This is a genomic window from Klebsiella grimontii (assembly GCF_900200035.1).
In the GTDB taxonomy this organism is placed as follows: Bacteria; Pseudomonadota; Gammaproteobacteria; order Enterobacterales; family Enterobacteriaceae; genus Klebsiella; species Klebsiella grimontii.
The window spans coordinates 140,355-160,374 of record NZ_FZTC01000053.1 but is presented as its reverse complement, the minus strand read 5'-3'; the positions used below and the strand labels follow the sequence as shown (position 1 = coordinate 160,374).

At 58.4% G+C, this 20,020-nt stretch carries 18 protein-coding genes and 1 pseudogene; 5 read left to right on the top strand and 14 right to left on the bottom strand.

Annotated features, from left to right (window positions below; genetic code table 11):
• The 4 genes and pseudogenes from KOSB73_RS30325 to KOSB73_RS30310 form a co-directional block, all read right to left on the bottom strand.
• Positions 1-210: pseudogene (locus KOSB73_RS30325) on the bottom strand (putative porin); the annotation flags it as partial.
• Positions 211-312: 102 nt separating this feature from the next.
• The gene (locus KOSB73_RS30320; protein ID WP_004855598.1) at positions 313-615 is read right to left on the bottom strand and encodes a PTS lactose/cellobiose transporter subunit IIA; all 303 of its coding nucleotides are present in this window, start codon (positions 613-615) and stop codon (positions 313-315) included.
• Between the two features lie 107 nt (positions 616-722).
• Positions 723-2,048: a PTS sugar transporter subunit IIC gene (locus tag KOSB73_RS30315; protein WP_004133122.1), complete on the bottom strand. Its 1,326-nt coding sequence runs from the start codon at positions 2,046-2,048 to the stop codon at positions 723-725.
• Positions 2,049-2,059: 11 nt separating this feature from the next.
• Complete coding sequence (locus KOSB73_RS30310; RefSeq protein WP_004133123.1) at positions 2,060-2,371, bottom strand: PTS sugar transporter subunit IIB; 312 nt, start codon at positions 2,369-2,371, stop codon at positions 2,060-2,062.
• Between the two features lie 294 nt (positions 2,372-2,665).
• On the opposite strand from KOSB73_RS30310, the gene KOSB73_RS30305 reads away from it, so the two are divergent.
• Positions 2,666-3,607, top strand: a complete 942-nt coding sequence (locus KOSB73_RS30305) for a LacI family DNA-binding transcriptional regulator (RefSeq protein ID WP_049087026.1) — start codon at positions 2,666-2,668, stop codon at positions 3,605-3,607.
• Positions 3,608-3,627: 20 nt separating this feature from the next.
• On the opposite strand, the gene KOSB73_RS30300 is transcribed toward KOSB73_RS30305, so the two are convergent.
• The gene (locus KOSB73_RS30300; RefSeq protein WP_049087025.1) at positions 3,628-3,921 is read right to left on the bottom strand and encodes a YicS family protein; all 294 of its coding nucleotides are present in this window, start codon (positions 3,919-3,921) and stop codon (positions 3,628-3,630) included.
• A gap of 209 nt (positions 3,922-4,130) precedes the next feature.
• Between KOSB73_RS30300 and KOSB73_RS30295 the strand changes: the two genes are divergently transcribed.
• Positions 4,131-5,084: an Rpn family recombination-promoting nuclease/putative transposase gene (locus KOSB73_RS30295; RefSeq protein ID WP_098141450.1), complete on the top strand. Its 954-nt coding sequence runs from the start codon at positions 4,131-4,133 to the stop codon at positions 5,082-5,084.
• The gene (locus tag KOSB73_RS30290; protein WP_004133131.1) at positions 5,084-5,341 is read left to right on the top strand and encodes a hypothetical protein; all 258 of its coding nucleotides are present in this window, start codon (positions 5,084-5,086) and stop codon (positions 5,339-5,341) included. The genes KOSB73_RS30295 and KOSB73_RS30290 overlap by 1 nt, the downstream gene beginning before the upstream one ends.
• 3 nt (positions 5,342-5,344) lie before the next feature.
• Here the strand turns inward: KOSB73_RS30290 and KOSB73_RS30285 are convergent, their stop codons facing one another.
• The 7 genes from KOSB73_RS30285 to KOSB73_RS30255 form a co-directional block, all read right to left on the bottom strand.
• Positions 5,345-6,247: an EamA family transporter gene (locus KOSB73_RS30285; RefSeq protein ID WP_004133132.1), complete on the bottom strand. Its 903-nt coding sequence runs from the start codon at positions 6,245-6,247 to the stop codon at positions 5,345-5,347.
• 249 nt (positions 6,248-6,496) lie between these two features.
• Positions 6,497-7,930, bottom strand: a complete 1,434-nt coding sequence (gene murP / locus KOSB73_RS30280) for a PTS N-acetylmuramic acid transporter subunit IIBC (protein ID WP_098141448.1) — start codon at positions 7,928-7,930, stop codon at positions 6,497-6,499.
• A gap of 24 nt (positions 7,931-7,954) precedes the next feature.
• Entirely contained in the window at positions 7,955-8,857 is a 903-nt protein-coding gene (murQ, locus tag KOSB73_RS30275; protein WP_004133138.1) for an N-acetylmuramic acid 6-phosphate etherase, read from the bottom strand.
• Between the two features lie 161 nt (positions 8,858-9,018).
• Positions 9,019-10,185, bottom strand: coding sequence for a multidrug effflux MFS transporter (locus KOSB73_RS30270; protein WP_049087022.1), 1,167 nt, complete (start codon positions 10,183-10,185; stop codon positions 9,019-9,021).
• 50 nt (positions 10,186-10,235) lie between these two features.
• Positions 10,236-11,600, bottom strand: a complete 1,365-nt coding sequence (locus KOSB73_RS30265) for an efflux transporter outer membrane subunit (RefSeq protein ID WP_049087021.1) — start codon at positions 11,598-11,600, stop codon at positions 10,236-10,238.
• A gap of 3 nt (positions 11,601-11,603) precedes the next feature.
• Positions 11,604-14,711, bottom strand: coding sequence for a multidrug efflux RND transporter permease subunit EefB (gene eefB / locus KOSB73_RS30260; protein WP_004133144.1), 3,108 nt, complete (start codon positions 14,709-14,711; stop codon positions 11,604-11,606).
• A complete protein-coding gene (locus KOSB73_RS30255; protein WP_049131596.1) occupies positions 14,711-15,835 on the bottom strand; it encodes an efflux RND transporter periplasmic adaptor subunit in 1,125 nt (374 codons plus the stop codon). Before KOSB73_RS30255 ends, eefB begins: the two co-directional genes overlap by 1 nt.
• A gap of 453 nt (positions 15,836-16,288) precedes the next feature.
• Here KOSB73_RS30255 and KOSB73_RS30250 point away from each other — a divergent pair, with 453 nt between their 5' ends.
• On the top strand, positions 16,289-16,705 hold the full coding sequence (locus KOSB73_RS30250; protein ID WP_049131599.1) for a GNAT family N-acetyltransferase: 417 nt from the start codon (positions 16,289-16,291) through the stop codon (positions 16,703-16,705).
• Between the two features lie 148 nt (positions 16,706-16,853).
• Here KOSB73_RS30250 and KOSB73_RS30245 read toward each other — a convergent pair whose 3' ends face one another.
• Complete coding sequence (locus KOSB73_RS30245; RefSeq protein WP_004133150.1) at positions 16,854-17,501, bottom strand: TetR/AcrR family transcriptional regulator; 648 nt, start codon at positions 17,499-17,501, stop codon at positions 16,854-16,856.
• A gap of 80 nt (positions 17,502-17,581) precedes the next feature.
• Between KOSB73_RS30245 and KOSB73_RS30240 the strand changes: the two genes are divergently transcribed.
• A complete protein-coding gene (locus tag KOSB73_RS30240; protein WP_024359680.1) occupies positions 17,582-19,078 on the top strand; it encodes an MDR family MFS transporter in 1,497 nt (498 codons plus the stop codon).
• Here KOSB73_RS30240 and KOSB73_RS30235 read toward each other — a convergent pair.
• A complete protein-coding gene (locus tag KOSB73_RS30235) occupies positions 19,075-19,989 on the bottom strand; it encodes a LysR family transcriptional regulator (RefSeq protein ID WP_004133154.1) in 915 nt (304 codons plus the stop codon). The two genes, KOSB73_RS30240 and KOSB73_RS30235, sit on opposite strands and share 4 nt — an antisense overlap.
• Positions 19,990-20,020: the final 31 nt, after the last annotated feature.

Sequence of the window (20,020 nt, the reverse complement as noted above, 5' to 3'; positions counted from 1 at the left end):
GGCGGCGGTGGTCTGCGGGTTAGTAATAACATCCACTTTTTTATCGGCGGCAGCGTCGATTTTCGCCTGGCGCTCGGCGAGGGCTTTATCGACGGCCTTCGCCACAATGGCGTCGATCTGTTCCTGCGTAAATTCTTGCGCGAATACGGAAATTGGGCACAGCGCGGCGACGACCGCCATTGCTAATGGCAGCATTTTTACAGTTTTCATAATTATCTCGCTTTTAATAATTCATATATTCAGATAATAGCCATCCCGCCAGGATAAGCTGGTGTATTTATTCCGGATACAGTTGTTAAATATTGATATAAATTAACGCTGGTATAAATGAATTAACTCTTCCGAAAATTCACGGGCGAGCAGTGAGTTCATTAAGTGATCCTGAGCATGGACCATAATTAACGTCATCGGCTGGCGCGCTTCGCCGGCATCCTGCTCGATAAGCCGGGTCTGCATCTGATGCGCCCGACGGGCGTAACCATCGGCTTCATTCAGTAGTAAGCGCGCTTCATCTATATTACCGTTACGGGCGCAATGGAGTGCTTCAAAACACAATGAGCGTGACTGTCCCGCGTTAACGATAATTTCCATTACCGCATCTTCTAATTCAATCATGATAGATCCTGAGGTCATTAACTTTATTATTTAAATAATGCAGCAAAATCCCTTTTCCGCATTATTTATGCCGTCATCTAAAAGATAATATTAAATATATTGCTTCATTATTGGCTGACCGTTTCGGCAACCGGAACCGCGGCTTTTGCTTTTTCAACTTCAGTTTTCATTAAGGAACGTTCATAGGCGCGCAGGAATGGCAGATAGATTAGCGCCGACATCACCATACAAATCAGGCACATGACCACCGGGCTTAACGTCCAGTTTGCGGCCCACGATGCGCCGATAGGCGCCGGCGTTGTCCACGGCGTCAGCGAAACCACCTGGCTGAGCCAGCCGAGACGCGTCGCGCCATAAGCCAGAACGGCGTTGATCATCGGGACAAAGACGAACGGGATAAACATCATCGGGTTCATGATAATCGGCGCGCCGAACAGGATCGGTTCGTTGATATTAAAGAAGCTTGGCACAATGCCCATTTTACCGATGGTACGCAGATGGGTTACGCGGCTACGCAGCAGCAGGAACGCCAGCGGAAGCGTGGAACCGACGCCGCCTATCAGCAGATAGTGATCCCAGAAACCTTGCAGATAGACATGCGGCAGTGCCGCACCGGCCGCCAGCGCGGCCTGGTTTGCCGACAGGTTGGCCATCCAGAAGGGGTTCATAATGCCGGTCACGATCAGCGAACCGTGGATCCCGGCGAACCAGAAAATCTGGCACATCAGGACGGAAAGCAGAATCGCCGGCAGGGAGTCAGAGGCGGAAACCAGGGGCTCCAGCAGGTGCATAATCGCCTGCGGCAGGATCATACCGGTCTGCGCTTCGATAAACAGATTCAGCGGATGCAGGGTCGCGATCACCACCAGTACCGGGATAAGAATTTCAAACGAGCGGGCAACGCCGGTCGGCACCTCTTTTGGCAGGCGAATCGTAATATTGTTCTGCTTTAACCAGGCGTAAACGCGGGTGGAGTAGATGGCGGTGATCAAGGCGGTAAAAATGCCCTGACCGGAGAGGTACTGGGTGGAGATTTTGCCATCGGCGTACGGCGCGGCAACCAGTAAGAAGGCCATGAACGCCAGCAGACCGGACATCACCGGGTCGAGTTGGAACTGACGTCCCAGGCTGGCGCCGATTCCCACCGAAATAAAAAACGTCATTACGCCCATGCTGAGGTTAAACGGCAGCATCAGCTGTTCACGGTACTGCTGGGAGAAATCCAGCCAGCCGCGGGCGAAACCATTCGTGGTATCCGGGGAGAAAGGTGGAAAGATAAATACCAGCATGAATGAGCCGATGATCATAAACGGCAATGCGGCAGTGAAGCCATCGCGAATCGCGATAACGTATTTCTGCTGCCCAAGGCGTCCTGCCAGCGGGGTAATTGATTGCTCGATCACGGCAATCATGGACTGATACAGAGAACTCATTTGCACACCTCTTAATGCGCTGCAATCAGCGACAGGGCATAATCCAGGACGTTATCTCCCCGCTGCATTCCGTAATCCATGGTGTTAATCGGCTGGACCGGAATATTCAGGGGAGCGGCTTTCTCAGATAAGTTTTTCAGCATGTATTTCACCTGTGGCCCAAGAAGCACCACCTGGTATTGCGGAAACTGCATGTCAAATTCGGAAACTCCATAGGCGTCAATCTGCACCGGCAGATTACGTTCCTTCGCGGCATCAACCATCTTTCTGACCAGCAGGCTGGTGGACATTCCGGCAGAGCAGCACAGCATAATCTTGTACATCGACGTTCGTCCTCAAAATGTAAAAAGTTATTGCGTGGATGATTTGATATCAGACGGAAACCGGTTTCCATTTATAAAAAACAGAACTGTGATAACCATCAAGATCTGTCAGTCAAAGGGGCTGTTAATTAGATTTGGCTCACAAATTTTCCTGGTTTTTGCTGCGATTTTCCATGAAATGGAAAATCGGTTTCCAAATAAAAAGGGAAACGGATATACTGCCGCTGGTTATTATTGAAGCGATTCAGGTTTAAGGATTTACAGGGATCGGATTGACCCTGTCAGGGGAAAATAATGTCTACAATCAACGATGTATCACGGTTAGCTGGGGTGTCGAAAGCCACAGTCTCTCGGGTGTTGAGCGGTTCGCGCGGCGTAAAGGAAGCCAGCCGACAGGCGGTACTGCAGGCGGCGGAAGAGCTTAACTACCGGCCGAATATGATAGCGCAATCTTTGCTGAGTCAGACTACCGGCTGCATCGGCGTCATTTGCGCCCAGGACAACATTAATCAAACCACCAGCTATCTCTACGCGCTGGAGAAACAGCTTAGCCAGCACCAGAAGCATCTGCTGCTGCGTTTTGCCAACAGCCGCAGCAGAGTGCTGCATTCGCTGGATGAGTTGACCTGCGGCCTTTGCGATAATGTATTAATCATCGGCGCACGGTTTCCGCTCAATATCGACCGGCCCGACGTAGTACTGATTGACTGCCTGGAAAGCGACGGAACGAATAGCATTCAGTTTGACCATGCCTTCGCGGCGGAAACGGCCTGCAACTATCTGATAAGCCAGGGGCGGCGCCAGATTGCGCTGATCCATCCCCAGGCCAGCGGCTTTGCTGACCAGGTTTTGCTGGGCTATAAGCACGCGCTGGAAAAGAATTTTCTGCCGTTCAATCGCAACCTGGTTTTTCTCGACAGCCATTCGCCGTCCGTGGCGGTGCAGGAGCTGGTAAACAACACAACCACCCTGAATTTTAATGCGTTATTGGTGGCCAACGAGCAGCAGGCGCAGCTGGTGGTGCCGCAGCTTCAGGCGTTTAATCGCTCGGTGCCGGAAAAAGTTATGGTGTTCAGCCTTGCGGGCTCGTTACAGCTGCCCGGTATTCCGACCATTCCGGCGATAGAATATTCAATGGACGCGATGGCCAGCCAGATCGTCAACTGGCTGACCGAGAAGACGCAAATACTCGGCAGCAGCCCGCTGCGCGGGGATTTGATCATTCCGAACCGTTGATGGCGACCCTGCAACCGGCGCTAGGGCATGGGGCAAGCTATGGCGCTAATGGCCTTCTGGTAAGCGGCGCTGTTGTTTTTATCCAGCGCCCGCGTCGCGCTTTGTACGGCAGTCTTATTTTCCGCTGATTCCAGTACGCGGTTAGCAAACTGCGTATCGTCCAGCGCGCTGCTGTTAGGGCAGTTTTTCCTCACATCCTTCACTATCTGCTGCTTTTGCTGTTCAAACTTCAGCCCGGAGAGCGGTGCGGCTGTCGCCACGCTGGGGAGCACCAGACAGACGGCCAGCGAAAGCGCAATTTTCATTCTCTTCATCACGGATATCCTTATTTTTATTAAAGCGTTCCTCTAACTATAGACGCATTCCTGAATCAACATTTTGCGTGTTGCTTTCCGCAGGAATGTATCTGTTTCAGTCGCTGAAATTTATCTTCCGTAGCGGCAAGCAAAGCCGTTGATGCGCAGATGCCCGGCGTCGCGGTGATGGATATATTCCAGCTATCGCGTTTCAGGGATGGCGGACCATGACGAAAAAAGGAACGACCTCGACGCCGCACGATGCGGTTTTTAAACAGTTTTTATCGCATCCCGAGTGCGCAAGGGATTTTATCGAGATTCATCTTCCCGCTTCGCTGCGCCAGCTGTGCGACCTGCAAACGCTTAAGCTGGAGTCCGGCAGCTTCATTGAGGCCGATTTGCGCGCCAGCTACTCCGACGTACTGTGGTCGCTGAAAACCAGCGACGGTGACGGCTATATCTACGTGGTGATTGAACATCAGAGCACGCCGGATGCGCACATGGCATTCAGGCTGATGCGCTACGCGCTGACGGCGATGCAGCGTCATCTGGACGCCGGGCACAAAACGCTGCCGCTGGTGGTGCCGATGCTGTTCTATCACGGCGCGAAAAGCCCCTATCCTTTCTCGCTGTGCTGGCTGGAAGAGTTTGCCGATACGGAGGCCGCGCGGCGGATCTATGCCGCCGCTTTCCCGCTGGTGGATATTACGGTGGTGCCGGATGACGACATTATGCAGCACCGGCGTGTGGCGTTGCTGGAGCTGATTCAAAAGCATATTCGCCAGCGCGATTTAGTTGGCCTGGTGGAGCGATTAGCCGAGCTGTTGGTTAAAGGTTGCGCTAATGACAGCCAGTTGAAAGCGCTGTTTAATTACATGCTGCAGTGCGGCGATGCGCCTCATTTTGGTGAATTTCTTCACGAGGTCGAGCGGCGCGTTCCTCAACATAAGGAGGTACTCATGACGATTGCGGAAAGGCTACGGCAGGAAGGGAGACAAGAAGGCAAGTTGGAGGGCAAGTTAGAAGGTAAACAAGAGGGTAGAGAAGAAGAAGCGTTGCGTATTGCCCGTTCACTTCTGGAGCAGGGGTTTGAGCGCGAGCTGGTACGGATGACTATTGGGCTCTCGGATGACGATCTGAATGCATTCCAGGATGCATCCCTCAAGATGGGGGAAAATTAATGACGATTGTAGAGAGGCTACCGCTGGAAGAGATACCACAGGAGTTACAACAAGAGTATTTACTGGAATACCTGTTGGAATTTTACCTGGGGTTTTATGAAGGATTTCAGGAAGGGAAACGAGAAGAGGCGTTGCGTATTGCTCGTTCATGTCTGGAACAGGGATTTGAGCGCGAGCTGGTGCAGGTGGTTTGTGAGCTGTCGGATGACGACCTGAAGATGCTGCAAACGCAGGTCGCAGCATCTCCTGCCCGATAATCGTCAGGCCGTTTTAACCCGCCGCCGCGAATCCAGGGCGATCAGCACCACCGACGAGAGGATCAGCAGCGTGCCCAGCCAGTCCGGGAGGGTAAAGGTGATGCCGAGCAGCAGCAGAGAGAGCAGAGCGCTACTCAACGGCTCCGCGCAGCTGAGGATCCCCGCCTTCGCGCCGCCAATCTTCTGCGCGCCGTTCAGGTAGAGGCTAAAGGTCAGCGAGGTGCCGATTACCACCAGGTAGAAAAAGGCCAGCAGCAGGCCGCCGGTCACCACAAAATGGTTGCCCTGTCCGGCATAGAACGGCAGCAGCATCGCGCCGCCGAGCAGCATGCTCCAGCCGACAATCGGCAGCGTGCCGTAGCGGGCAATCAGCGTCGAAGGGTAAGTCGTATAAAAAGCAGCGGCAAACGCCGAAGCAATCCCCCAGAACAGCGCCGTGGGGGAAATCGACAGCGTCGTCGGGTTACCGTGGGTGACCAGCAGGAAAGTGCCCGCCAGAGAGGTGGCGATGGCCGCGAGCACCAGCGGGCTGGGGCGCGTTTTGCGGGCGATGGCAAACCAGGCGACGATAATCGTCGGCGACAGGAACTGCAGCACCGTCGCGGTGGCGGCGTTGGATTGCTCGATAGTCATCAGGAAGGTGTATTGCACGGTGAGCGCGCCGAACAGCGAAAAGATCAGCAGACTGACGGCGTCTTTGCGGTTTAGCAGGACGCGGAAAATCTTATCGCCGTGAAAGAACGAGAGCATCAGAAGGATCAGGCCGGCGAACAACAGGCGCGTCATGGTCAGAAACGGCGATGACATCTGGCTTTGCTGCATAATATATTGCGCGCAGACGCCGGAACTGCCCCACAGCACAGCGGCGATCAGTACGTTCAGCATCCCTTTTTTGCTGGAGCCCATCTTTCCCTCAGGTGAAAATAGTGCGAAAGCAGCATCATAGCATGAGCACGCGCGGGAAGCGGGGCAGGAAATGGTAGCCGGATCCTTTATCAGATGTACCCTCGCCGACGTTGCCCGGTGGCGGCTGGCGCCTGACCGGGCCGACAGAAACGCGACGCCACGCGCAAAAAATATTCAGCATGGGGCGTCAGTACCTCCCGCCATGCGGCGGATAAACTCACGTTCACCGCCGTGCGTCAGATGCGCGCTCTAGCTCAAATCAACGTTTTTACTGCCGAACAGCCAGGTCAGGGCGAAGCCGCACAGATAAGAGACCGCCAGCCCGGCGGCATACACCGCCATTCCGGCGTAGATCCCGCTTTTGGAGGTCATCAGCGGCAGCGCCACCAGCCCGGACGGGCCAAATACCGTATTCAGGCCGACCGGTAGCCCCATCCAGGCGACAAGCCCGAGGAAGAAACCGCCGCAGGCGCCGCCGAGGCAGGCGGTGATAAACGGCTTCATGCGCGGCAGCGTCACGCCATAAATCAGCGGTTCGCCGATGCCGAGGAAGCCGGGAATAATCGCCCCTTTAATTTGCGTACGCAGCAGAGAGCCGTGCTTCGCCCGCCAGAACAGCGCCAGCGCCGCGCCGACCTGTCCGGCCCCGGCCATCGCCAGAATCGGAAACAGCGAGTTAAACCCCTGCGCATCCACCAGCGCGAAATAGACCGGCACGAAGCCCTGATGGACGCCGAACATCACCGCCAGCAGGAACAGGCCGGCCAGCACCGCAGAGCCGAACGGGTTGCCGTTAAGGTGCAGGAATAGCCATGACATTCCGGTAAACAGCCAGCCGCCGATCGGCATAATGACGGTAAAAGTGATTGCGCCCATGATCAGCAGCGTCACCGCCGAGGTGAGGATCATATCGAGGTTGGCAGGCATGATGCGGCGCACCTGTCTTTCCACCCACGCGCCGATAATCGAGGCGATAAGCACGCCGATAATATTGCCGCGCGGGTCGATACCGTGGCCGAAGAAGGTCGAAATCCCGGAATAGAAGCCGCTGGTGGCCTCCGGGTTGTAGCCGAGGACAAACAGCGCAGCGATGATGGCCCCGTTGACCCCGGAGCCGCCGAAGGCTTTCTGGGCGTTATAGCCGATCAGGATGCTCAGGAAGGTAAACATCCCCTTGCTGAATACCTTCATGTAGCCGATCAGCGCCACCATCGTCGCGTTCGGATGCGCGTTTTCGAGGACAAATATCTGCTCCGCCAGGGTCGCGAATCCTAACAGCAGGCCGACGGCGATAAAACCGGGGATCAGCGGGGTGAAAATGGTGGCGAATTTAGCGAGGAATTTTTGGATGCCGCTGGTTTGCTTGCTCTTCAGCGCCTGCTTCTTCTCGGCGGCGACATCGGCCAGCGACGGCGTCTCCGCCGGAGCGTCTTCCAGTAACGCATTCATCATTTCCGCCGCGGTTTGCGCCTTGCCGGGGCCAAGCACGACCTGGAACTGCTCATCGCTGACGATAACCCCCATCACGCCCTCAATCTGACGGATGGCGGCGCTATCGGCCCGTGATTCATCGCGCAGAGTCAGGCGCAGCCGGGTCATACAGTTGCCCGCCTGCGCGACGTTACCGGCGCCGCCAACGTGTTGAAGGATCCGCGCTATCATCTCTTTATTTATTTTTGCCATTGCAGATTACCTGTTGGTCAGCGGTCATGAGTGGCTCAGCGCCTTGCGGATATAGCCGTTATTTTTTGCCAACAGCGCCTGGGCATCCGGGGCGCTTAAATCAGCCAGCACCATCACAATCGCCGTTTTGCAGTGGCGACCGCAGGCCTCCAGCGCGCTCTGGGCGGTTGCGCGATCGCATTCGGTCGCTTCCATGACGATGGACACCTGGCGCTCGATAAGCTTGGCGTTGGTCGCTTCCACATCCACCATCAGGTTGCTGTAGACCTTGCCAATGCGGATCATCGCCCCGGTGGAGATCATATTCAGCACCAGCTTCTGCGCGGTGCCTGCCTTGAGCCGCGTTGAGCCGGTAACGACTTCCGGGCCGACCACCGGCGTAATGGCGACGTCCGCCAGCTGGGCCATTTCCCCGTGCGGGTTGCAGCTGACGATGGCGACGAAAGCGTTCTGGCTGTAGGCATACTCCATGGCGCCGATGACGTACGGCGTGCGTCCGCTGGCCGCGAGCCCGACCAGCACATCGCGGCTGCTAAAATTAATATTCTGCAGATCCATCGCCCCTTGCGCTTTGTTGTCTTCAACGTTCTCTACGGCGCTCAGAATCGCTTTATGGCCGCCCGCGATGATGCCCACCACCTGTTCGGGGCGAGTGCCGAAGGTCGGCGGACACTCGCTGGCGTCAAGGATCCCCAGACGACCGGAGGTCCCCGCGCCGATATAAATCAGTCGCCCGCCCGCCTGCAGCGCCGCTGCGACCTTATCCACGACCTGGGCAATTTGCGCCAGATAGGGGGTGATGGCGTGAGCCACCTGCTGGTCTTCCTGGTTAATCACCGTCAGCATCTCTTCGGTGGAGAGGGTATCAATGTTGGCGCTATTGGCGTTGCGGCGCTCGGTCAGCAGTTTGCTCAGGTCGATACTCATAAGAACCTCTTTATTCACAGTGGCGGGCAGTATAAGGAATTAATTATTCCTTTCATGTGAAGACTATCACGATTGGTGTTGAAGAGATAATAGGAGATTTCAGCGTTGGCGGGAAATATGGCGGTAATAAAATTGGAATATTTTATTACCGCCAGGGGAGGTTATGCGACGGAACGTGGTTTTTTCAGGCCAATCAGCAGCGCGGCCAGATAGCAAAGGGTCATCGCCAGGCTCATTTTGAGCATCGTTTCGCCGCCGAGTCCGGCCAGCGGCGCGGCAATCCCGCCGAACACAAACATCAGCGTGCCCATCAGGGCGGAAGCGGTGCCGGACTGGCGGGCGTGAATGGCGTTCATCGCTTCCGAGCCGGCAACGGTACTGATGCCGCTCATCATGGAAACGGTAAAAAACAGGCCGACCAGCGCCAGCGTCGGCTGCGATAGCCAGGCGAAGAGCAGGGTGATGGCGGCAAACGCCACCGCCAGCAATTGACCGCCGCGCAGCAGAGATTCGGCGCTGAAGCGGCGCGCCAGGCGGGAAAAGATCAGCGCCGCGATAATCAGCCCAATACCGTTCAGGCCGAACAGCAGGCTGAACTGCATCGCGCTCATGGCATATTCGCTCTGAATAACAAACGAAGATGAGCCGATATAGGAGAACAGCCCGGCCATCATAAAGGCCTGAATCAGGCAGTAGCGCATAAAGCGGTGATTTTTCAGCACCGGCGTCTCATCCTGCCGCTGCGCAACCGATGCGGCGCTTTTTTCCGGCAGCGTTTCGTGCAGCACCGTCAGGCTGAGCAGCAGTAACACCACGCCAATCGCCGCCATCGCCCAGAACAGAATACGCCAGTCGAAGGCGGTGATGATCCAGCCGCCAAGTACCGGCGAAAGCACCGGCGCGATGCCGTTTACGGTCATCAGCAGGGCGAAAAACTGGGTCAGCAGGGTGCCCTGATAGCGGTCGCGGGCGATGGATCGCGACAGCACCGAGCCGCCCGCGCCGGCGAAGCCCTGCAGAAAGCGCCAGGCGATCAGCATATGGATATCGTAGGTTATCGCGCACATCGCTGAGGAGAAAATAAACAGCAGCAGGGAGAGCGCCAGCGGCTTTTTACGACCAATACGGTCGCTCAGCGGGCCGAAAAACAGTTGCCCAAGGCCGAGGCCGATCAGCGCCGCGGTCAGAGAGAGCTGGGTCTGCGTGCCGGTAGCGCTAAGCTGCTGGGTAATTTCCGGCAGCGCGGGCAGATAGAAGTCGGTACACAGCGGCCCAATGGCGCTGAGCAAACCGAGAACCACAACCCAGGAAAGGGAGATTCGGGGCATACAAGCGGGCTCCTTGTCATCAAACCGGGCGCTGTCGCCCGGTAAAGGTGTTAGCTGGCGCCGCCTCCCAGCGACTGCCAGAGGGTGATGCGGTTTTCCAGGTCCGTTTGCTGGAGGGAGATCAGCGTGGCCTGCGCCGACCACAGCGTTCGCTGGGCGGTCAGCACCGACAGATAATCTCCGACCCCGGCCTGATAGCTCTTCAGCGCGATATTCAGCGATTTCTGCTCCGCCGCGACGTATTTATTCTGCGCGTCCAGCTGTTCGCTGAGCGTTTCCCGCCGCGCCAGCGCGTCGGCGACATCTTTGAAAGCGCTCTGAATCGTCTTCTCATAGGTGGCGATCAGCCCCTTTTTCTCCGCTTCAGCGTAGCGCAGCTGCGCCAGGTTGCTGCCGCCGGTAAACAGCGGCAGGCTGATGGACGGCGCGAATGACCATACCTGCATGCCGTGGCTGAACAGCGACGAGAGCGAGTCGCTGCCGACCCCGGCGCTGGCGGTCAGCGAGATGGACGGGAAGAAGTTGGCCCGCGCCGCGCCGATATCGGCGTTAGCGCTCTTCAGGTTATGCTCCGCTTCCTGGATATCCGGGCGGCGCAGCAGTACCGATGAAGAGACGCCCGCCGGCACCAGGGTGATACTGCGATCGCCAAGGCTTTCCAGCGTGCCGGGCAGCAGGCTATCCGGCACGGTTTCCCCGGCCAGCAGGTTGAGCGCGTTTTTATCCTGCGCCACCAGCGTGCGGTAGCTGGCGACGCTGGCGCGCGCCTGCTGGTACACGCTTTCGGCATCGCTCAGGTCGCCAGCCGAGGCGGTGCCGACTTCCATCTGGCGGGTGACGATGCGGCGCGAGTTCTCGGCGCTGGCCATGGTTTCTTGCGCCAGCGCCAGATTGCTGTTATCCGCGGCGAGGGTTATCCACGCGGTGGTCAGATCGGCGATCATCGTCAGACGCGTATTCTGGGCGGTGAATTCGCTGGCAAGCCAGGTTTCCCGCGCGGCGCGCGTCAGGCTTTGGTTCTTGCCAAACAGATCCAGTTCGAAGCTGGAGACCGCGCCGTCGGCTTCCGCTGACGACGACAGGCCGCTGGCCACCGTTTTACTGCGGGTATGGCTCAGCTCGGCGTCGAGGGTCGGAAACAGCGACGCGCGGGTTTCACCAAACTGGGCGCGCGCGGCTTCGATATCGGCCAGCGCTTTCTGCACGTCGCGGTTGCTGGTCAACGCGATACTCACCACTTTTTTGAGGCGGGCGTCATTCACCACCTGCTGCCAGTCGCTGACCACCGCGGTTGCCTCGCCGTGGCTGCCCGGCAGGGTCGCCGGGACCGGCGCGGCCGGACGCTCATAGTTCGGGTCGAAAGAGACGCAGCCCGCCGTCAGGAGCGCAACAAAAACTAAGGTAAAACGAAACATAACTTACTCCTGAGAAGAACGATGGCGGGTGAAGAAGCGTTTCACCAGCACAAAGAACAGCGGCACGAAGAACACCGCCAGCAGCGTCGCGGTCAGGGTTCCGCCGATAATCCCGGTACCGATCGCCACGCGGCTGTTGGCCCCGGCTCCGGTGGCGATCGCCAGCGGCAGCACCCCGGCAATAAACGCCAGCGAGGTCATCACAATAGGGCGTAGGCGGGTCTGCGCAGCGCGCATGGCGGCACGCGACAGGGAATAGCCCTCTTCCACCGCCGATTCGGCGAATTCGACGATCAGGATGGCGTTCTTCGACGACAGGCCGATGGTGGTTAATAGCGCTACCTGGAAGTAAACGTCATTGCTCAGACCGCGCATCCAGGCCGCCAGCGCCGCGCCGAGCAGCCCAAGCGGGATCACCATGATCACCGAGAACGGCACCGACCAGCTCTCATACAGCGCCGCGAGGCACAGGAAGACCACCAGAATCGAGATGGCGTAGAGGCTCATCGCCTGGCCGCTGGCGAGTTTTTCCTGCAGCGACATGCCGCTCCACGCCCAGGTGGTGCCGGCCGGCAGGTCATTGGCCAGGGCTTCCATCTTGTCCATTGCCGCGCCGGAGCTGAAGCCGCTGGCGTTTTCGCCCTGGATTTCAAAGGCGGCGGAGCCGTTGTAGCGCACCAGGCTTTCCGGGCCGTATTGCCAGCGGGTGGTAGCGAAGGCGGAGAACGGCGTCATGCTGTCGTCGCTGCCGCGCACGAACCATTTACCGAGGTCGGACGGCACGGCGCGGGCGTCGCTTTCGCCCTGGATATAGACCTTCTTCACGCGACCGCGATCGATAAAGTCGTTAACGTAGGTACCGCCCCAGGCGCTGGAGAGGGTATCGGTGACATCGCTTAACGACAGCCCGAGCGACACGGCTTTGTTGTTATCAATATCCACCTGCAGCTGCGGCATTTGCGGCAGATCGTTGGCGCGTACGGACTGCAGCTCGGTACTTTGATTCGCCGCCGCCAGCAGCTGGCTGCGCATTTTCATCAGGCTATCGCGATCGGTGCCGCCGCTGGCCATCAGTTCGAAGGTGAAGCCATTGCTCTGCCCCAGGCCATCAACCGACGGCGGGGTCATGGCGAACAGGGTGGCGTCGCGAATGCTGCCGAGCTCTTTGGTGGCGCGCAGGGCGATGGCCTGAGCGGTATTTTCTTCGCCTTTACGTTCGGACCAGTTTTTCAGCGACACGAAGGCCATCCCGGCGTTTTGTCCGCTGCCGCTAAAGCTAAAGCCGTCGACGGTAAAGATCACGTCGGTATTGGCTTTCTCTTTCGTCAGGAACCAGTCGGTGACCTGGCGGCGAACCTCGGCGGTACGTACCGCCGTCGCCCCGGCGGGCAGCGTATACTGGACCATGATTTCGCCCTGATCCTCCGTCGGCAGGAAGCTGCCCGGCAGTTTCCACATCGCCAGCGCCATGCCGCCGCAAATCAGGACAAAAGCGCCCATCATCATCGCCGAGCGGCGCAGGCCGCCGACCACACGATGCTGATAGCCCTGCTCGGTGCGTCCCCACAGGCGGTTAAAGGCGCCGAAGAAGCCTTTGGTATGCGGTTTCGAATGGCTTAGCAGCGCGCCGCACAGCGCCGGGGTTAAGGTTAAGGCGACCACTACGGAGAGCATCATCGCCGAGATAATGGTCACCGAGAACTGGCGATAAATCACTCCGGTTGAGCCGCCGAAGAAGGCCATCGGCAGGAACACCGCCGAGAGCACCAGGGCAATGGCGATCAGCGCGCCGGAGATTTCGCCCATCGATTTTTCGGTGGCTTCGCGGGCGGGCAGCCCCTCGTCGCGCATGATACGCTCGACGTTTTCCACCACCACGATGGCGTCATCCACCAGCAAGCCTATCGCCAGCACCATCGCGAACAGCGTCAGGGTGTTGATGGAGTAGCCAAACAGCGCCAGCACGCCGAAGGTGCCCAGCAGCACGACCGGAACCGCCACCGCCGGGATCAGCGTGGCGCGGAAGTTTTGCAGGAACAGATACATCACGCAGACCACGAGGATAATCGCCTCGAATAGCGTCTGAATCACATCCTCCACCGAGATTTTGATGAACTCGGTGCTGTCTTTCGGGTAGGCGATATCGTAGCCCTGCGGCATCTGGCGCTGGAACTCGGCAATCTTGTTTTTCACCAGCGTCGCGGTATTCAGGGCGTTAGCGCCCGGCGCCATCATCACCGCGATCCCCGCAGCCGGGTGGCCGTTGAGATTGGCGGAGGCGGTGTAATCTTCGCTGCCCATCTCCACGCGGGCGACGTCGCTCAGGCGCACCACCGACCCGTCGCTCTTGCTCTTGACGATAATCTCTTTGAACTGGGCGACGGTTTGCAGCCGCGACTGGGCACGGACGGTGGCGGTCAGCTGCTGTGCGTTGGTGGCGGGCAGGGCGCCGATTTTACCGGCGGACACCTGCACGTTCTGCGCTTCAATCGCCGATTGTACATCGGATGGCATCAGCGAATAGGAGGCCAGTTTGGTCGGGTCCATCCAGATGCGCATGGCGTACTCCGCGCCGAACACCTGCAGGCTGCCGACGCCCTCAATACGCGCCATTGGGTCCTGCATATTGCTGACCAGCCAGTCGGAGATATCGGAGCTGGTGGCTTTGTTGTTTTTGTCATACACCGCGAGGATCAGCAGGAAGCTGCTCTGCGATTTCTCCACCGTCACGCCGGACTGCTGAACTTCGCTCGGCAGGCGCGACTCCGCCTGCTGCACTTTGTTCTGCACCTGAACCTGGGCGGTATCCGGGTCGGTACCCTGCTCAAAGGTGACGGTAATGCTGACCGAGCCGTCGGAGCTGCTGGTGGACGTAAAGTAGAGCAGGTTGTCCAGTCCGGTGAGCTGCTGCTCGATAACCTGGGTCACGCTGTTTTCCAGGGTTTCCGCAGAAGCCCCGGTGTAGGTGGCGGAGATTTTTATCGCCGGCGGCGCGACGTCAGGATACTGGGCGACCGGCAGGGTGCGGATAGCCAGAATCCCGGCGAGCATAATCAGAATGGCGATAACCCAGGCGAAGACCGGGCGTCGCACGAAGAAACGGGAGAACATCAGGCGTTGCCTCCGTCATTTTTGACTTCGGCGGCTTTGACCTGCTGGCCCGGCGCCACTTTGCCGGTTCCTTCAACAATCAACCTGTCGCCGCTCTTCAGGCCGTTGACGATCAGCCATTTGTCACCGTAAGTTTCGCCAGTTTCCACGCTGCGCTGTTCAACCTTGTTATTAGCGTCAACCACCAGCGCGGTGGCATCGCCTTTGGCATCGCGAGTGATGCCCTGCTGAGGGGCGAGGATCGCATCGTTCATGATGCCTTCGTCTATGCGGGCGCGAACGAACATACCGGGCAGCAGCACGTGCTGCGGATTGGGAAAGACCGCGCGCAGCGTGACCGAACCGGTCGATTCATCTACCGCCACTTCGGTCAGCGCCAGGCGACCTTTTTCGCTGTAGGTGCTGCCATCTTCAAGAGTCAGGGTGACGTTAAGGGTATCGCTGTTGCTCGCCAGGCTTTGCTTACGCAGGCGCAGCAGATCGACGCTGGATCGGGTGAGATCGACGTACATTGTATCCAGGCCGCGGATCGTCGCCAGCGCGGTATCCTGATCGGCGGACACCAGCGCGCCCGGCGTGACGGAAGAGATCCCGATGCGCCCGGCAATCGGTGCGGTCACGGTGGTCCAGTTCAGGTTGATGCGCGCGCTTTCCAGCGCCGCTTTTTTCGACTCGACGCTGGCCTTATCCTGGTTACAGGTCGCTATCGCGTCATCGGCGTCCTGACGGGAGACGCCGTTATCTTTGACCAGCACCGCGTAGCGCTGGGCTTTTTGGCAATCGGCGATGACCAGCGCCTGGGCCTGTTTCAGCGAGGCGGCGGCTTCGTTAAACGTCGCGCGATAGCTTGACGGGTCGATTTGGTATAGCGCCTGTCCGGCTTTGACCATATCGCCCTCGGTAAACAGGCGTTTTTGCACGATCCCGCCAACCTGCGGGCGCACTTCTGCGCTAAGCGAGGCGGTGGTGCGTCCGGTCAGGCTGCTCACCACCGGGACAGGCTGGCCTTGCAGGGTCACGACGCCGACTTCCTGCGTCATCTGCTGCGGGGAAGCGTTTTGCGCATTATCGCACCCGCTAAGGAGAAATAATGCTGCTGCGATGGGGGCTAAAGTATATTTCATTATATTTTCTCAGGATGAACGACGTCCGCCCCGCAAATTCACTGGCGGGGTGATAGGCCGGGCGATGATGCATCTCCGGGCAAGCACAAATAACCAAAGGGGAAATAAATATTCCTGTTTGCAGTAAATGAATCTGCGAATACCGCTATTAATTAAGCGGTTTTTCCGACATTTCCCCGTGCGGCGAATACGGTATCAGACGGCGGTTACAGGCGCTGAACCGAGGGATGACGCCTGCTACAGGGCATTTTTCATGGGGTTCTCCATGGTTTGTGTTTTTGAGAATGATCGTTCTCATTTTTTTCCATTATACGTCTGAACCGAATGATGGGAAGATTTTTTACACAAAATTTAGTGCAGGGAATTTAGTCAGGAAATAATGGAGAAAAAAAGGATATTTTGTGAAAGTAGGATGGTGAATGGTCTATGAAAAATAAAAGATGGAGATAATCAATGACATTAATAATAACAGAGAACATTAATCCCGCCGATCAAGAAGAGCTGCTGACGGGGCTGCGGGAATTCAATCTGCGCTTTCTTGACCCAGCCCAGTTCGGCGAGCTGGGCGTTTATTCACGCGATGCTGCTGGCGAGATGCGCGGGGGATTGATTGCCAAACGCAAAGGCAGCTGGCTGTGTATTGAGTATCTGTGGGTCAGCGAAGCGTCGCGCGGCAGCGGCCTCGGCAGCGAGCTGATGCATGAAGCGGAATCCCAGGCGCGGGAGCGCGGCTGCAGCCATATGCTGGTGGATACGTTCAGCTTCCAGGCGCTGCCGTTTTACCAGAAGCTGGGCTATCAGCTGCAGATGTCGCTGCCGGACTTCCCGCACGTGGGTATGCAGCGCCATTATTTGTCGAAAGTATTGTAAAGCAGCCCCCAGGAGACCTCCCGGAGGCGGCGCTGTGCGCCTGTCCGGGCTACCCGAATGCAGGCGGCAGTGAACCGGATTGTATCCCCCGGATCGCAGACGGTTGTAAACCTGTAGCCCGGCTAAGCGCAGCGCGAGCCGGGGAGAATTAGCCGCCGATCCCGCTGCCTATCAGCGCCAGGGCATGGCTGACAATCATCTGCTTGTCCACCGATTGCAGCCGCGGATCGGTGTGGGTGCGGGAAAAAGGTACCAGCACCAGGCTTATCAGCGTGGTAAACAGCAGCTCTGGGGAGAGCGCCGGATTAAGCTTGCCCTGCTGCTGCCAGCGGCGCACCGTCTCCAGCATCTTATGGTACTTTTCATCGCCAAAACGCGCGTGCATCTGCTGGCGCAGCACCGGCATCTCGCCGATGATCTCCTGCATCCACAGCGGCGCGAACCACGCGTTTTTCTCCGCCATGGCCGCCAGGGTTTCAATTAGCAGCGTAAAAGCGGTGACCGGATCGTCGCCATGCGCGACAAAAATCTGCCCGATTTCGCTGCGCAGCGGCATAAAGCGCTCCTCGATCAGCTTTTCCACCAGCGCTTCGCGCGAGCTGAAGTAGTAGTGCAGCATCGCGGGCGTTACCCCCGCCTCTTTGGCGATGGCGTTCAGCGAAATGCGGGCGATCCCGTGGCGGGCAAACAGCGCCAGGGCAATATCCATCAGCTGTTCGCGGTTGGCGGGGCCGGATTTCTGCCCGCGCGGGCGACCGGGGCGACGCGGGGCTTCATTGTCTTTTTGTGCTGACATCCTGTGGCGATCCCTTGACCAGATTCATCATTTCCCTAAATATTAATTATGCATTTAATTAATTTCAAGCGAGTCATGCTATGACATCTGAAATCGCCAGCCAACCGGCGGTGCCCTCGATCCGCCTGCTCTTCAGCGCCCTGCTGCTGGTGATGCTGCTCTCGGCGCTGGATCAGACCATCGTCTCCACCGCGCTGCCGACCATTGTCGGCGAACTTGGCGGTCTGGATAAACTCTCGTGGGTGGTCACCGCCTATATCCTGAGTTCGACCATCGCGGTACCGCTGTACGGCAAATTCGGCGATCTCTTCGGGCGAAAAGTCGTTCTGCAGGTGGCGATTGTGCTGTTTCTTGCCGGTTCCGTTCTTTGCGGGCTGGCGCAAAATATGACCCAACTGGTGCTGATGCGCGGCCTGCAGGGGCTGGGCGGCGGCGGCCTGATGGTGATCAGCATGGCGGCGGTGGCTGACGTCATCCCGCCCGCGAATCGCGGCCGCTATCAGGGGTTATTCGGCGGCGTCTTTGGTCTGGCGACGGTGATCGGACCGTTAATCGGCGGTTTCCTGGTACAGCACGCCTCCTGGCGCTGGATTTTTTATATCAACCTGCCGCTGGGGCTGTTTGCGCTGTTGGTGATCGGCGCGGTCTTTCACAGCAGCAACAAGCGTAGCCAGCACCAGATCGACTGGCTGGGAGCGATCTACCTCAGCATGGCGCTGCTGTGCATCATCCTTTTTACCTCCGAGGGCGGCAGCGTCCGCGCGTGGAGCGACCCGCAGCTGTGGTGCATTCTGGCTTTTGGCCTGGTCGGGATTATCGGCTTTATTCATGAAGAGCGGCTGGCCAGCGAGCCGATTATTCCGCTCTCCTTGTTCCGCAACCGCAGCTTTTTGCTGTGCAGCCTGATTGGCTTTGTTATCGGCATGGCGCTGTTCGGCTCGGTGACCTTCCTGCCGCTCTATTTACAGGTGGTCAAAGAGGCGACGCCGACCGAGGCGGGCCTGCAGCTGATCCCGCTGATGGGCGGCCTGCTGCTGACGTCAATCATCAGCGGGCGCATTATCAGCCGTACCGGTAAGTATCGGGTGTTTCCGATTATCGGCACCCTGCTGGGGGTGGTCGGCATGGTGCTGCTGACGCGCATTACCATCCACTCAGCGATGTGGCAGCTGTATCTGTTTACCGGCGTGCTGGGGGCGGGCCTGGGGCTGGTGATGCAGGTGCTGGTGCTGGCGGTACAGAACGCGATGCCCGCGCAGATGTACGGCGTGGCGACCTCCGGGGTCACGCTGTTTCGATCGATTGGCGGTTCTATCGGCGTGGCGCTGTTCGGGGCGGTATTTACCCACGTGCTGCAAAGCAACCTGCTGCGCCTGCTACCGGAAGGGGCACAGCTGCCGAGGGCGCTGAACCCGGCGGCGGTACAGAATCTCCCGGCGGAGATCCGCCTCGATTATCTGGACGCCTTCGGGTCCGCTATCCATGCGGCGTTTCTGATGGCAGCCTGCATTATGGCGGTGGCGTTTGCGCTCTCCTGGCTACTGAAAGAAGCGCCGCTGAAAACCGGCGCACGCTAGACGGCGGCGGCGATACGCAACAGCGCCTGGCGCAGAGCCGGCGCGGCGAAATCGATGAATTTACGCAGCTTAAGCGGAGCCAGATCCCGGGAGGTGTACAGCAGGTGCACCGGCGCAGGCTCTGGTTCCATCGCCTGCAGGAAAAGCGTCAACTCGCCGCAGGCCAGACCGTCAATCGCCTGGTAGTGCAGCAGGCGCGCCACGCCTGCCCCCAGACGGGCGGCGTCGGCGGCGCTTTCGGGTGTAGTCAGCGACAGCACCGGCTGCAGCGCCACCAGCCGGTCCTCCGCCTCTTCGGCGTTAAAGCGCCAGCCGCGATAAGGCATCGGCGATTCAATACGAACGATCGGTAGCGCGGCCAGCTCGCGCGGGCGTTGCGGCATGCCGTGCTTTTCCAGCAGGGCCGGGTGCGCGCAGGTGACGATGCGCATTTCGCCCAGCCGGGTGGCCACCATCCCGCTGTCCGGTAGCGCGCCGATCCGTACCGCTAAATCAATATGATCGCCCACCAGATCGGCGTTGCGGTCGCTAAGCAGTAAACGGACGCGAATCTGCGGGTAGCGGGCGAGAAAATCCGTCACCACCGGTAAAACATGCTGACGGCCAAACATGGTCGGCGCCGAGAGAACCAGCTCGCCTTTTGGCTCCTGATATTCGCCCGCCGCCTGGCGCTCGGCGTTCTCCACCTCTTCGAGAATGCGCCGCGCGGCGGCGACATAATCGACGCCGGTATCGGTCAGCGTCAGCTTGCGGGTGGTGCGGATCATCAGGCGCACGCCGAGGGTATTTTCCAGTTCGCCAACCTGGCGGCTAACGGTGGTCAGGGGCATATTTAACGCCCGCGCCGCCGCCGACATGCTGCCGAGTTCGGCCACTTTCACCAGCAACGCCATCGCGCTGAGTCGGTCCATAATTATCCCGTTTTTCGGAAAGATGATTGTC